Raw genomic sequence first — 14136 nt, forward strand, 5'->3', positions numbered from 1 at the left:
CATCAGGCCTTTCTTCTGCGGGGCGCTAGCGCCCCTTTTTTCCTGAACTACCGCGGCTACCAGCGAAAATCCTCTATCCGTAATTCGAAAATATCGTGGATATAGCCAATTTCCGCTACCGGCAGCGCCACGTTATAAAGAATTTTCAATCGCTGAAACGAATGATTTACCATCACGATAAATTCACCATGCCGCTCGTTAAATTCCGTCATGTTTTTATAGTGGGTAATTTCATTGCGCATGACCAGTCGCTCAATCATACAGCTCAAATGAACATATAAACTAATAATCAAATTATTATTAAAGCTGAAGCCCAGCGTATTTTGCCATTCGGCAATAATCGTTTCGATATGCCCTATCGTCTTATTGGCATTGAGAATGGTCAGCGAATTAACCACATTATGCAACGAAAATTCGCGAACCATATTTTTATTAATTAACGCAATTTGTTTATCGTTAAGATAACCGCTTAATAACTGACTTAAATGCGCATACCCCTGCTCGCCAAGCAGCTCTTCAATCCCCACCCAGGGAACGCCCGCCAGCTGCGGGTCAATGGTGCCGACAACCGCAATCACTTCATACTGATTCAGCAACGAGGCCGCCATCCGGCTGTTTTTCAAACGGGTATATTCACAGGCGATAATATTAATATCAAAGTCGGTCAACTGACTTTTTTCCATCAAATTTTTAAATTTAAACGCCGTCCCGATGCCGGTAATACAGGTCACCAGCAGCGCGCGCGCTTTTTTCTGCGCGGGCCAGAAGACATCCCAGCGCGACTGATTTAACGGGACGATCTCTTCGGCGATCTGTTCGATGTTTTTTTGCAGCGCGATCTCGCTGGCCACGTTCAGCGCCAGACGCGTCGTAACGTTATCGACCACCACCAGCGGGCCATGAATTACGCTCAAAAGCGCATCGGCGATCTCTTTGGTGTATCCCATATCGATCAGCACCATGACGCCTGCGCGGGTATCCGTATGCTGGAGATAATCGACAATGGCCCGGCTGACATCGCTAAACGCGACCTCCATCGGCATATCCATCGCATGATAAATCTTTTCGCCAATCAGACGGTTCGCCACGCCTGCAATGCTGCTGGCGGTCGAATAACCATGCGCGATGATAAGCGCTTTTACCTTACCGCCGCTGGTGGCGTCAATGGCATTACTGACTATGGCCGCCACGACCAGTCTGTCGAGCGTGTCGATCAACAAATCATATTTATTATTTACCACGTCCAGCAGTTTTTGCGCCACACGCTGCGCCAGCCCCGGCGCCTCCTCCAACCAGCGCAGCATCACATGGCGAACCGATGGCGACGCCTCCACCGGCGTTAACGGCAGGCTGGTAAGATAACGTCCAGTGAGATAAGCGAATTCCGCATTCAGTTCGAGATCGTAATGTGCAGCGATCGCTTTCCCGACATCTTCGATAAAACGCAGCCGCTTGTCCTGACGAGCGCGAGGGCTCTCTTTATTCATTAAGGCATCGAGATATAACGTGAGGTTTTGATAGACCAGCTTGTCAAACGTCCGTGCGGAAATATTCTCCTGCGCCAGCTCTTCGCACAGGCCGCAAATGTTTTCCGTCAACCGTAAATATTCCTGATGCTGACCGGAAACTCGCGGAAAAACGCCACCTTCGCGATAAATCATGACGCGTTCCGCCGTCTGCGGAACGGTAAAGGGCACCTCCATCAGCAGACGATCCGGCAGTTGCCCGGCTTTTACTTCCAGTACCCCATCGTCACGCTGGCCGAAAGTCCAGGCGCTGGCGCAAATATTACGAATGAGATTTTCCAGGCCGCCGACATTCCCTTCCAGGGTCTCCTGCATCAGTTGGCTGATAATTTCACTATCCAGCGACAAATCGTGATGAAGACGCTGCGCCTCGCGACGAAAAAAATGGTGAATAAACGCCAGCCGCTCATACTGTCCGCGTTCGGCGATAGGCAGAATTTTGACAATGACCGGTATCCGGCGAATAAATGTCGCCAGAAAGTGCTTTTCCAGATCTTCGGTAGAGGCGAATATCAGACGTACCGTGGCGCTGCGTTCATCGCTGCTTTCGCCTAAGCGACGCCAGGTGCCGTTATCCATAAAATGGAACAGTTTTTCCTGCCCTTCCGGCGGTAAACGGTGCACTTCATCGATAAACAATACGCCGCCATTACTGGTCTCAATTAACCCGGATACCGCTCTGTCTGCGCCGGTAAACGCACCTTTGGCATGACCAAATAATTTTGACGTCAGCAATTCCGGGTTATTAGCGTATTCGGCGCAGTTAAACACGGTAAAGGGCGCCTCCGGGGGCAAAATGCCCTGCTCGATGGCGTACTGCCAAAGCTGACGCGCCAAAAAACTTTTTCCTGTCCCCGTCGGGCCGCGCAGCAGCAAAGGCAAGCCCGCGCCGGGATAACTGATCGCCGCCTTACACTGACGCAGGGACTCCTGCAAGCTGCCCTGCGCGCCAATGAGCAGCTCCAGACTGTCCTGCCGCTCCGCGCACAGCGCCTGAATGGACGCGTAATCCCCCTGTCGAACCGCCAGCCGGTGGTGACGACGTAGCGCCTCGACGGGCAGGAACAGCACCGGGCGGCTATTCACTTTGACCACCCGCTGCTCACGATGCAAGTTATTAAGATGGTGACTAATAATGCTGCGTTTTTGCCTGAGACTGTCGGCAATCGCCATTGCGCTAAACCCGCTTAACGCGTCGGCTGTTAGTGAACATCCGGCCAGCCGTAGCTCCAACTGACGAAATATGGACTCTTTATTCATACCTGCGCCCCGCCAAAAACGTAAACTCCGCTTATACGATAATTTACAAACGACGTCACAGGCTTCACCCACATTTTTGAAAATACTTACTTTTTATAAAACTTACCGTTGCGCTTTCGGCTCATCGTGTCACGAACGAACGGGGTTGGCCCTCCCTGGCGTGTCATCAAAATCGGGCGCTAAACCCAACGTTATAACGGGTTTGATTGCCATCGTTTAACCCTGCCGTTTGCGCCAGCCCGGCGAAAGCGGACACCGTTGCCGACAGCGGAAAATCTGCGCCAATCGCGATATCAACCCAGTTTTTATCCTGCGCTTTTCCGTCGCGGCTAAACGTCAGCGCGGTCGATTTAAGGCCGCCATTCGCCACATACGTATCATCGCCAAACTGACGGCGATAATTAATCTGCGCCCAGGAGTGAATGATGCTGTGGCGGAGATCCAGACGCCAGCCAGTGCTACCCACCTGCGAATGGGCGTTTTGGTCGCCAAAACGCATTGATGTACTGGTATTGAGCTTCTCGCTATAACCATTAACGTGGCTGTAATCCCATGCATATTGCAGCATCGGTCCGGTCGTTAACCACGGCATCATGACAAAATCATAACCACTGGTTAACCTCGCGCCCCACAGCCGACCGTTGGTTTCGCCCTCTTCCACCCGTCTTAGCGCGCCGAGCGTGATACTGCGCTGTATGTTACTGAATTTGGCGGACAAGTAGTGTAAATCGCTATCCAGCCACGCCTGACCGGCGCGCAAATGGCTGAATACGGCGGCCTGAAAACCGCGGGCGTCATAACGATAATTATCGTCAGGATGTTGCTTATCCAGAGAACCGGCTATCAGCCCTCCCAGCAGTACCTGCTCGTTAAGCTGATAATCGACGCCAACCGTCAGATTATTATGATTAGCGTTCCCGTCGGCCTCATTATTATCATAACGTTGATATCCCCCGCTGTATCCGCCGAACATGCCCAGCGAACCAACAGGATTTTCCCCCTGGCGAAGCTGCTGATAACGGCTGTCAAGCGTGGTACGACTGCCTTGCGCCATCGACTGAACGCTTTGGTTCAGGTATGTCGCCTGTACCGGCGCGGCAATGATCGACTGGATATATTGCGCAATAATGGTATGGACCTGCGGACCGGGATGTAAATGATCGGCAAACAGATAGTCCTGCGACGCATTAAATCCAGGCATTGCCGAGGAGCACGCTGAAGCGGATACGCCCGGCGGGCAGGCCATACCTACGGTATTTGTCAGACCAAACGCCTGCGGGTTGGCAAGAATTTCCTTAAAGAGGCCGTTGATATCGGCACGGGCTATATTGCCGCCGTGTTGCTCCAGCCCCTTCTCTTCCATCTGATTATAATAATCGGTCAGAGCTGACGCCTGCCCTGCCGCCGCTTCATAGCCCGCCAACAGTTGCTCAACGAGCAGTTGCTGAATAAATGGATTGCTGCTTACCGTTGCAGCCGCCGCCAGCAACGCCTTGCGGATCGCCTGTTGCCGACTGGCGAAATCAGGCGTAGCTCCCTCCGCCAGCGCCTCTAACGCCGCTTTTAGCGCCGGGGGCGCCGCTGCGCCCAGCCCGGCGGTGATTACCGCCTCCAGAAGCATTGGCGTCGCACTAATATCCGGTACGTTTGGCACCACGACCAGCCCGGCGCCGGCATCCAGTAACATCCCTACCTGCACCGCCGCGCTAGTGGCGCTATTACCGGCTATTTGCTGTGCCATGGTTGGTTGCGCGATGGCCGCCGCCAGATCATTTCCGCCTACCCAGTGAATATACAAACCGTTGTGGTCGGCTTTTCCCCCCGTTTTGGCAAGCCACTGCCGTACCTGATCCGCGGTATTATCCTGCGGGTTTAATTCCGGGGTCGCCGTCGCGCCGCCGGCGGCATAATTAGAGCCGCCATTGCTGGAAGGGCTTAATTCCAGCCCATATCGTTCGGCCAACTGTTCGTCGTAGAGCTTATTTTGACCACTATCCCAGGTCCAGCGACCGTTATTTCCGGTATCGCTAAGGCTATCGCCAATTACCGTAAGAGAGTCAAACGCACAGGCAGATAATGGCGCGGCCAGCGCCAGCGAGAGTATGCCGTATTTTAGCAGGGTACGCTTTTGGGTCATCCGATGTTCCTTAATGTTATTGTTGATAGGTACGACGATGCTAATCATCATCCGACAGAAACATTGCAATCGTTTTAAGCATTCTGGTTAAAATGTTTTCATCCATTGTTGACGAACTGGCGCCTGTTCAAAAAGAGGGAACCGCGTAAAATAACGACGTTTACAGGGCGCTGGATAAAATATAGCGTATGGATAACCCCAGAGGCGCTTTTACCCGTCTGTTGCTGATTATGCCTGAAGCGCAGGCGTCCTGATTTGCATAAATGCCATTCAGCAGTCATCATAGGCTGCTGTTTATAAAGGAGAGATTATGCAGGAATTGATATCCCAGGTAGAAGATTTAGCGGGAATTGAAATGAATCACACCACGTCGCTGGTGGTGATATTTGGTATTATTTTTCTGACAGCAGTTGTCGTGCATATTATTTTGCACTGGATAGTACTGCGCGCTTTCGAAAAACGCGCCAGCGCCAGTTCCCGCCTGTGGCTGCAAATTATTACCCAGAATAAATTATTCCATCGTCTGGCTTTTACGCTACAAGGCATCATTGTCAATATTCAGGCCGCGCTCTGGCTACAAAAAGGCAGTGAGGCTGCGGATATCCTGACGACCTGCGCGCAGTTATGGATTATGACCTACGCCCTGCTGTCGTTATTTTCTCTGCTGGACGTGATTTTCAATCTATCGCAAAAATGGCCCGCCGCCTCTCAGTTGCCGCTAAAAGGAATATTTCAGGGCATTAAGCTCATCGGCGCAATTATCGTCGGCATTCTGATGATCTCACTGCTGATTGGCCAGTCACCAGCAATTTTAATCAGCGGGCTGGGCGCGATGGCCGCGGTATTAATGCTGGTCTTTAAAGACCCGATTCTTGGCCTGGTTGCCGGTATACAGCTTTCCGCCAACGATATGCTCAAACTGGGCGACTGGCTGGAGATGCCAAAATATGGCGCAGATGGCGCGGTCATTGATATTGGCTTAACCACGGTAAAAGTACGCAACTGGGATAATACCATCACCACCATTCCCACCTGGTCACTGGTTTCCGACTCGTTCAAAAACTGGAGCGGCATGTCTGCGTCCGGCGGACGCCGGATTAAACGCAGCATTAATATTGACGCGACCAGTATCCATTTTCTGGATGATGATGAAAAACAGCGGCTGTTAACCGCGCAACTGTTAAAGCCGTACCTTACCAGCCGTCATCAGGAAATCGATGAATGGAATAAACAACTGGATGCGCCGGAATCAGCCTTAAATCACCGCCGCATGACCAATATTGGGACATTTCGCGCCTATCTGAACGAATATTTACGCCACCATCCTCGCATCCGTAAAGACATGACGCTGATGGTACGCCAACTGGCGCCTGACGATCATGGTTTGCCGATAGAGATCTACGCCTTTACCAATACCGTCGTGTGGCTGGAATATGAGAGCATTCAGGCCGATATTTTCGACCATATTTTTGCCGTGGTGGAAGAGTTTGGCTTGCGTATTCATCAGACGCCGACCGGCAGCGATATTCGTGCGCTGTCAGGGACATTGCGGCATTAATGGATTGCCCGATCGCATGAGCATGGGATCGGGCAAAAAAGTTAATGAGCCTTACGGCGCAAAACGGTAAACGCGATAAACAGGAATACAATCCATACCGGCAGCAAAATCGCCGACAATCGCATATCGTCCATCGTACACATTAACACCAGAATCAGCGCCAGAAACGCAATGCACAAATAGTTTCCGGCGGGATAGAACAGCGCCTTAAATTGCGTCTCGCGCCCTTTACGACGCATCGCCGCGCGAAAACGTAAATGCGCGAGACAAATCATTATCCAGTTTAGCAATAGCGTCGCGACAACCAGCGCCATCAACAGGCTAAACGCTTTTTGCGGCAACAGATAGTTGATCAGCACCACCAGCGAGGTAATCGCTCCGGAAAGTATCAGCGAGTTCACCGGCACGCCGCGATGGCTGACGCGGGTTAAAAATTTCGGCGCATTGCCTTGTACGGACAGGCCGAACAGCATTCGGCTATTCGAATAAACGCCGCTGTTATATACTGAAAGCGACGCGACCAGAATAACGAAATTCAGCGCCGAAGCCACCACATTACTGTCCAGGTTATGGAAGATCATTACAAAAGGGCTGCTATTGGATTTCACCTCTACCCACGGATAGAGCGCCAGCAACACCACCAGCGAACCGATGTAGAACAGCAAAATACGGTATACCACCTGATTCACCGCTTTCGGGATGCTTTTTTGCGGATCGCGCGCTTCCGCCGCAGTAATGCCGATCAGCTCCAGTCCGCCAAAAGAAAACATAATCACCGCCAGCGACAGAAGCAAACCATGCCAACCGGTAGCGAAGAAACCGTTATAACGCCAGAGGTTATCAATGCTGGCATGTTCGCCGCCGTGGCCGGAGAACAGCAGCCACAGACCAAAACCTATCATGCCGATAATCGCCAGCACTTTAATGAGCGCGAACCAGAATTCCGTTTCGCCATACAGACGAACGTTCACCAGATTCACGGCATTAATGATAATAAAAAACGCCGCCGCCCATACCCATGTTGGTACGTCAGGCAGCCAGTACTGCATATAGATGCCTGCCGCGGTCAGCTCCGCCATCCCGACCAGCACAAACATGACCCAATAGTTCCAGCCCGATAAAAAGCCCGCAAACGGCCCCCAATATTTCCAGGCGAAGTGGGCAAACGATCCGGAAACCGGCTCTTCCACAACCATTTCACCCAACTGGCGCATAATGAGAAAAGCGATAATCCCGGCAACGCCATAGCCCAACAAAACAGCCGGCCCCGCCATTTGAATCGCCGGGCCGATGCCCAGAAACAGTCCGGTGCCAATGGCGCCGCCCAGCGCAATTAGCTGAATATGGCGGTTTTGCAACCCCCGTTGAAGCGTCGGTTCATTCTTCGACGCGGCATCCGACACGCTGGCGCCGGATGCAGTTGACGCGTTTTTCACGTCCTACCCCTGTATCGTTTTTATTGAGGGGCACCTTTTAACATTTCGCTCTCGCTGCCGCAAGGCGCAATCGTTTGTCAAGGCTCAACTCTGGACGTTAACGTTATCGTGTAAAAAAAGATGTCGCGGGCAGTAAAAAGAAAAGAGTGCGCGCCGATATAGAACGTTACGGGTGACAGACGCCGAGTATAAAATATGTGAATAACTCTGGACGAAAAGTACGACACCCTACAGAATACATTTAGTATTTTTTCAGTATTTTCAAAAAGGTGAATCAGACCTGGTATCTGTTATCCGTTTTTGAGCCACGCCAGGCATCAACGTCATGAATAAGATCATCAAACGTTTAGAGATCATCAAAAGCGCCATCGAACTTGAGGACGAAGAGATTATCCGTCAGCAGCTCATCTACCTGAAAAATGAGCCGCAGGATGCCGTAATCAGCGCCATTGCCCAGGCGATTGAAGCTCGTCGATTCAGTGACGCCATGCAAGAGATCGCCGCCTGGCTACAGGCTCAACGGGCGCTCTCGACGTGGCAAGATCCCTCTATTGCCGCCAGTAAACTGGAGCTGAAAGCGCTTGAAGCCCAACTTCGCGATCTGATTGACAAACGAAATGCGCGGGTACAAATCCTCGACGATTTCAACGACCTCTATCATCTGCGCCTCGGGCCGTTGATGAGCCGTATTCTGGAGTTGCGTAAACAGCTCGCGGTGAGTATGCAGCGTAAGCAAGAAGCCGAAATAAAACGCCGGGAAAAGGATTATCAATCCTGCCTGCAATTTATTTCCCAGGCCGTGGATCAACTGGCAACGCTAAAACAGCAGTGGACAGGATTGAATGCTGCCTCGCGCGAAGCGGTGGGCATCCGTCAGCGAATCCAGCAGCAGACGGAATTAATTACCGCGTTGCTGGCGGAAATTCGCGAGCTGGAAGCGGATTTTTCCCATCAGGACGACAGCGCATTCCGCCAGGCGCAGGAAAATGCGGAACAGGACTATCACCAGTACCGGGAGCAGCAGCAGGAAGCGCAATTCCGCTACGCTCGCGATCAACGTTTGTCGGCTGACGAACGCAATGAATTAAAACGTTTGTGGCGTCAGGCCAGCCGCCTGTGTCACCCGGATGTGGTCGCCGATGAATTGAAAGAAAAAGCGCACCAGATGATGGTACAGCTTAATCAGGCGCGGCAGAATGCCGATCTGGCGGCAATTCGCGCGTTATTGACGCAGCTGCAAAGCGGCCTGGAACCGATGATGGCAAGCGACAGGCTAAATAACCTGGAACATCTGCGCCATAAAATACGCCAGCTCCGCACGCAAATCGACGCGCTGTTGAAAGAGATAACGCAACTGGAAACGGAAAATGCCTGGCGGCTCGCCTCTTCCGTTGCGGATAAGGAAGCCTATTTCTCCGAGCAGGAACGGGCGCTAACCGAAATTCGCAATACGCTGGAGGCGCAGGTTCAACAGGTGGAACAGGAACTTCTGTCAGGGTAGTCCATCATTCATCAACACATTGTCGGATGGCGCAAGCGCCACCCGACGAATCGCGGCATAAAGAGGGTAAGAGGGTCGCTACTGTCGCTGTAAAAGTAACGAACGGGCGGAGTCCGCCATGATCATCACCGCACCTGCCAGCATTAACGTATCTTTTAATACCAGCCGCCCGGCGCCCGATAAATACGGAAAACCATAATGCGCATCGCCCAGCGGCATAACCCAGGCCTCCGGCGTAGTGATTAAAAACGACAGCGTGACAAATGGCGTCAGGAATGCCAGCACGCCGCCTGCCAGCCCTAACCAGCGGCTGACAGGGTTAGCCAGTACCAGCGCCGCGATAATCAATTCCACCACGCCCAGACCATCCGAAAACGCATACGTATTATTGGCCGTTTGCCAGGCGCGTTCCTCCGGTTTTAGTTCGCCCTCATGAGTCAGATGCTGACGATATTCTTCAGGATGTTCATAGAAAAAAGACATAAACGGGCTGTTCGCCACAAACGGGGTAATACTGTCTGCCTCATAGGGCACAAATTTTAGTAGTCCAATCCAGATAAAAACGATGGCGATACTCAGGCGAATTAATGTTAACCCCAGCCGATCCCCCTGACTTAACAGGCGAAGATATTTATCCATCTCAGACTCTCCTTATTTATATAATATCGCAGTGGCGTAACCCGTATTATCAATACGCATTGACGTAATTTTCCATGACGACGCCTGTTTACTTTGCGCCAGTCTGGCAATAGCGTCTTCAAGCATTGACGGCGTTGCTGACACCGCAGAAACGCTGATATATTCAACGTCGGTTAGCGGCTGGGCGGAAGCGGAAAACGCCAGCGGCGCAGCCAATAATGAAGCAATAAGTGTGGTAACTTTTAACATCGAGATTTCCAGTCGTGGGTTATTTCAATGGTGTTATAATACGTTATGCCTGACTAAAGCCTTTTCTTTCAGACGCCAGCATATTTGTCCTGGCGTATTTTTATAGCCTGACAGGCAAAAAAAGCCCTGATTAACAGGGCTACGTTATTTATGTTTTACTTAATGAGAGAGAAGAGATCGTTTAAAGACTCACTCATTGTAGGATGGGTAAATATCTGGTCGCGTAACACCGTATAAGGTAAATCTGCATCCATAACGGTTTTAACGATATTAATCATTTCATGAGAATCAACGCATAACAATGACACCCCTACAATACGCTGCGTATTCACGTCCACTACCGCTTTTAGTACACCACGGGTATCGTTCATAACACGGGCGCGAGGGATCGCCGCCACCGGTAATGTCACCACCTGCACCGTTGCGCCGCTTGCCCGCGCTTGCTCTTCCGTCAGCCCGACACGAGAGAGCGGCGGCGTCATAAAGACGGAGTATGGAACGTTCTGGCGATCGCGGGTACTGCGTTTGCCATCTCCCAATAACCCGTCGCGTACAATACGAAAATCATCCAGTGAAATATAGGTAAACTGCAACCCACCGGTAACATCGCCCATCGCCCAGATATTGTCCGCCGTGGTACGCAGGTAATCATCCACGATGATCCCGCCACGTTCGTTCACCGCCACGCCGGCGTTCTGCAACTGTAAGCCAGCCGTCGCCGGTTTTCGCCCCGACGCCACCAGCAGGGCATCCACAAGATGCGCGCCTTCCGGCGTTTCAACTTGTACCGCACCCTCCTTTGAGGATACGGCCTGTACGTTGGCGTTTAAAATCAGCTCGACGCCCTTTTCCTGTAAAATACGGGTAATTGCCTGCGCGATATCCCGATCTTCACGAGGCAGGAATTGCGGCGCTGCTTCAAAGATAGTGACCTTCGTACCGAAGTTGGCAAACATTGAGGCAAATTCAAGGCCAATATAACCGCCGCCTAAAATCCCCAGCCGCGCCGGACGCTGGCTCAGGCTGAGTAGCCCGGTGCTATCGAACACCCCTGCCGTCGTTGTTAAGCCCGTAATAGCCGGGATCACCGACTCTGCGCCAGTATTAATGAAGATCTTTTCTCCCCGTAACACCCGCTCGCCGTCCGCCTGAAATACCCGTAAGGTATGGTTATCAATAAACTCCGCCCTTCCCTCAATCACATCGACATTGTCCAGGTCGGCAAGATTATGAAAATTTTTGTCGCGTAAAAAATTTACGACCGCCGCTTTGCGTTGCATGGCGACAGAAAAATCGCCCTCACGTTCCGCATCATGCACCAGCGTTTTCGTTGGAATACAGCCAATGTTGATGCAGGTTCCGCCGAACATACTGGCGGACTGTTCGATAATCGCCACGCGCCATCCCGTCTTCGCCAGAGTTGCCGCCAACGTTTTTCCTGCCTTGCCAAAACCAATAATGAGCGCCTGATACTGTGTCATCTTCTTTCTCCGCCAAATCACCATCTGTTTGTCAGGACAAGTATAAGTAACGTCAAAAAAGACAGGGGTATCCGCAACGCGTCATTTTTTGTCTTATCGTCTAAATTAGCGGTTAGCAAAAACAAGGGTGGAAATGACATTAAGTCCGAAATATAGTGTTCAGAGACAGAAATGGTGATCCCTATTTTTGAAAAAGAATCTGTTCTGGAGTCTATATGGATGCGCTTAGTCGGCTATTGACGCTTAACGCCCCTCAGGGCTCAATCGACAAGAATTGCCCGTTAGGCGGCGACTGGCAGTTGCCGCACGCCGCTGGCGAGCTATCGGTGATTCGCTGGCATACCGTTACGCAGGGCGAAGCGCAACTGGAAATGCCTACCGGCGACGCCATGACGCTTACGCCGGGAAAGGTGGTGATTCTGCCGCAAAACTCCGCCCACCGTTTGCGCCAGTCTGGCGAATCACCGACACATATCGTGTGCGGTAGTCTACGTCTGCACACGACGTCACGTTATTTCCTTACCGCGTTGCCAGAAGTGTTATGTCTTGCCCCGCCGCCGCATAGCCCCGCCAGTATCTGGCTTAACGCCGCCATTTTGCTGTTACAGCAGGAGTCAGAACGCCATTTACCCGGCGCTGACGTCTTATACAGTCAGCAGTGCGCCACGCTGTTTACCCTCGCCGTTCGCGACTGGCTATCGCAGGCTGGCACAGCGAAAAGCGTGCTCAATTTATTGCTGCATCCCCGGCTGGGCCGCGTGATCCTTCACATGCTGGAAACACCGGCGCATCCCTGGACGGTCGAAACGCTGGCGCAACGGGTACACATGTCGCGGGCGAGCTTCGCCCAGCTATTTCGCGACGTGTCCGCTACGACGCCCTTAGCCGTGTTAACAACGCTGCGCCTGCAAATCGCCGCCCAGACCCTGTCGCGTGAAGCGCTGCCGGTGATGGTGATTGCCGAGTCGGTAGGTTATGCGAGCGAATCTTCTTTTCACAAAGCTTTTGTCCGTGAATTCGCTTGTACACCAGGCGAGTACCGCAAACGGGTCAGCGCGCTCGGACGATAAACGTATACTGAACCCGCCTGCAGTTTGACGCCGCAGGCGGGGTGCACACGTTATGCCGCAAGGCGACGATGCCTGCGCAGCCACATCAGCTTGTAGGCTGCCGGAATGATGAACAGCGACAGCAACGGCGCGGTAATACGGCTCATCACCTCAGAACCCGCGCCGGTCCCCCATAAAACAGGTAGCAGACCGGCGATAATCACCGCTACCGTTATGGCTTTTGGCCGCACCCGGAGCACCGCCTCGTAGTAAAGCGCCTCATCGAGTTTTTCTGCCGAAAAGGTGTTGGGAGCTTGCGCTTTGAAGGCCGCGCCTGCTGAATCACCGGCGATCCCATCATGCTGCGCAGAGCGATCAGTAATTTACTCTCTAATACGATGCGCTATACGCCGCCAGGTAAAACCATTACTCTTCGGATAAAAGAAGCGGACGACCAGATACATATTATTGTTGAAAACCCCGGTACGCCAATCGCGCCGGAACATTTGCCGCGCCTTTTCGATCGTTTTTATCGCGTTGATCCCTCCCGCCAGCGTAAAGGGGAAGGCCGCGGTATAGGCCTGGCAATTGTAAAATCCATCGTCATTGCGCATCAGGGAAAAGTTTCTGTCACCTCCGCCACGGCGCATGAGATGATGAATAACGGTGACGCCTTCGCGCATCAGCAAATGGCTCAGACACAGAAACCCAGCGCCCCGACTACTGTGGAAAATGCGACACCCTTTTCTGAAATGGACGACTATGAAAAAGCAATGGTCATCCATCAATCGATGAATAATGCCCATTCTTTCTCCCACGAGATCCAGGCTGAGGAGCACCATAAACAGATTAAACGCAATTAATTATTTGCATATTAGCGTCACGTACTGCGGATGGCGCAACGTCGCCGCCGCAGAAGCTTACGGATTAACATAATTTTGAGAGGTTAAATGGCGCGCCCTGCAGGATTCGAACCTGCGACCCACGGCTTAGATGTTCCTGGAACTACCTGAGCTAACAACAAGTTATCCCATTACTACGGCGCTCACTCGCCCCATCTTCGAAAAACATGCAAAGCCTTGCAAGCCGATGCAAAGCTTTGTGTGTCCCGTTTTTGTCCCAACCCACTTAGCAATCAGTAGCCCCAATTGATCGGTAACAACGATCAATTAATAAGACAACAATAAGTTTAAACTATCAAATATCATATTATTGATCGTTTATATCGATCAAAGCAATTTGTAGTGCTACACTCCAGACCTTTCCGAATCCGCTGATTTTCATAATGTTGAAGTTATTC

9 protein-coding genes and 2 pseudogenes are annotated in these 14136 nt (G+C 51.9%); 4 read left to right on the forward strand and 7 right to left on the reverse strand.

Features of this window, described 5'->3' with window-relative positions; genetic code table 11:
* Positions 1 to 56: 56 nt before the first annotated feature.
* Positions 57 to 2786, reverse strand: a complete 2730-nt coding sequence (locus tag ACLJQD_RS17430) for a sigma 54-interacting transcriptional regulator (protein WP_017441638.1) — start codon at positions 2784 to 2786, stop codon at positions 57 to 59.
* Positions 2787 to 2952: 166 nt separating this feature from the next.
* On the reverse strand, positions 2953 to 4923 hold the full coding sequence (locus ACLJQD_RS17435) for an autotransporter domain-containing esterase (RefSeq protein WP_017441637.1): 1971 nt from the start codon (positions 4921 to 4923) through the stop codon (positions 2953 to 2955).
* A 310-nt stretch (positions 4924 to 5233) separates the two neighbouring features.
* Here ACLJQD_RS17435 and ACLJQD_RS17440 point away from each other — a divergent pair, with 310 nt between their 5' ends.
* Positions 5234 to 6481, forward strand: coding sequence for a mechanosensitive ion channel family protein (locus tag ACLJQD_RS17440; protein WP_001156971.1), 1248 nt, complete (start codon positions 5234 to 5236; stop codon positions 6479 to 6481).
* Between the two features lie 41 nt (positions 6482 to 6522).
* Here the strand turns inward: ACLJQD_RS17440 and pheP are convergent, their stop codons facing one another.
* Positions 6523 to 7917, reverse strand: coding sequence for a phenylalanine transporter (gene pheP / locus ACLJQD_RS17445; protein ID WP_000786288.1), 1395 nt, complete (start codon positions 7915 to 7917; stop codon positions 6523 to 6525).
* A 325-nt stretch (positions 7918 to 8242) separates the two neighbouring features.
* Here pheP and ACLJQD_RS17450 point away from each other — a divergent pair, with 325 nt between their 5' ends.
* Entirely contained in the window at positions 8243 to 9418 is a 1176-nt protein-coding gene (locus ACLJQD_RS17450) for a DnaJ family molecular chaperone (protein WP_001033453.1), read from the forward strand.
* 78 nt (positions 9419 to 9496) lie between these two features.
* Here ACLJQD_RS17450 and rclC read toward each other — a convergent pair whose 3' ends face one another.
* The 3 genes from rclC to rclA form a co-directional block, all read right to left on the reverse strand.
* On the reverse strand, positions 9497 to 10057 hold the full coding sequence (rclC, locus tag ACLJQD_RS17455; protein ID WP_000362177.1) for a reactive chlorine resistance membrane protein RclC: 561 nt from the start codon (positions 10055 to 10057) through the stop codon (positions 9497 to 9499).
* Positions 10058 to 10069: 12 nt separating this feature from the next.
* On the reverse strand, positions 10070 to 10306 hold the full coding sequence (rclB, locus tag ACLJQD_RS17460; protein WP_000922170.1) for a reactive chlorine resistance periplasmic protein RclB: 237 nt from the start codon (positions 10304 to 10306) through the stop codon (positions 10070 to 10072).
* 155 nt (positions 10307 to 10461) lie between these two features.
* Positions 10462 to 11787: a reactive chlorine resistance oxidoreductase RclA gene (gene rclA / locus ACLJQD_RS17465; RefSeq protein WP_000195929.1), complete on the reverse strand. Its 1326-nt coding sequence runs from the start codon at positions 11785 to 11787 to the stop codon at positions 10462 to 10464.
* A gap of 215 nt (positions 11788 to 12002) precedes the next feature.
* On the opposite strand from rclA, the gene rclR reads away from it, so the two are divergent.
* The gene (gene rclR, locus ACLJQD_RS17470; protein ID WP_017441636.1) at positions 12003 to 12857 is read left to right on the forward strand and encodes a reactive chlorine-specific transcriptional regulator RclR; all 855 of its coding nucleotides are present in this window, start codon (positions 12003 to 12005) and stop codon (positions 12855 to 12857) included.
* Between the two features lie 50 nt (positions 12858 to 12907).
* Here the strand turns inward: rclR and ACLJQD_RS17475 are convergent.
* Positions 12908 to 13147, reverse strand: a pseudogene (locus ACLJQD_RS17475) (hypothetical protein); the annotation flags it as partial.
* A 3-nt stretch (positions 13148 to 13150) separates the two neighbouring features.
* Here ACLJQD_RS17475 and ACLJQD_RS17480 point away from each other — a divergent pair.
* Positions 13151 to 13474: pseudogene (locus ACLJQD_RS17480) on the forward strand (ATP-binding protein); the annotation flags it as partial.
* Between the last annotated feature and the right edge of the window lie 662 nt (positions 13475 to 14136).

The organism is Salmonella sp. SAL04214, assembly GCF_046550615.1.
Classification (GTDB): domain Bacteria; phylum Pseudomonadota; class Gammaproteobacteria; order Enterobacterales; family Enterobacteriaceae; genus Salmonella; species Salmonella enterica.

Coding starts and splice junctions, on each gene's coding strand:
- ACLJQD_RS17435 (WP_017441637.1), bottom strand. CDS start 4,923: ATGACCCAAAAGCGTACCCTGCTAAAATACGGCATACTCTCGCTGGCG.
- rclR (WP_017441636.1), top strand. CDS start 12,003: ATGGATGCGCTTAGTCGGCTATTGACGCTTAACGCCCCTCAGGGCTCA.
- ACLJQD_RS17450 (WP_001033453.1), top strand. CDS start 8,243: ATGAATAAGATCATCAAACGTTTAGAGATCATCAAAAGCGCCATCGAA.
- ACLJQD_RS17440 (WP_001156971.1), top strand. CDS start 5,234: ATGCAGGAATTGATATCCCAGGTAGAAGATTTAGCGGGAATTGAAATG.
- rclA (WP_000195929.1), bottom strand. CDS start 11,787: ATGACACAGTATCAGGCGCTCATTATTGGTTTTGGCAAGGCAGGAAAA.
- ACLJQD_RS17430 (WP_017441638.1), bottom strand. CDS start 2,786: ATGAATAAAGAGTCCATATTTCGTCAGTTGGAGCTACGGCTGGCCGGA.
- rclB (WP_000922170.1), bottom strand. CDS start 10,306: ATGTTAAAAGTTACCACACTTATTGCTTCATTATTGGCTGCGCCGCTG.
- rclC (WP_000362177.1), bottom strand. CDS start 10,057: ATGGATAAATATCTTCGCCTGTTAAGTCAGGGGGATCGGCTGGGGTTA.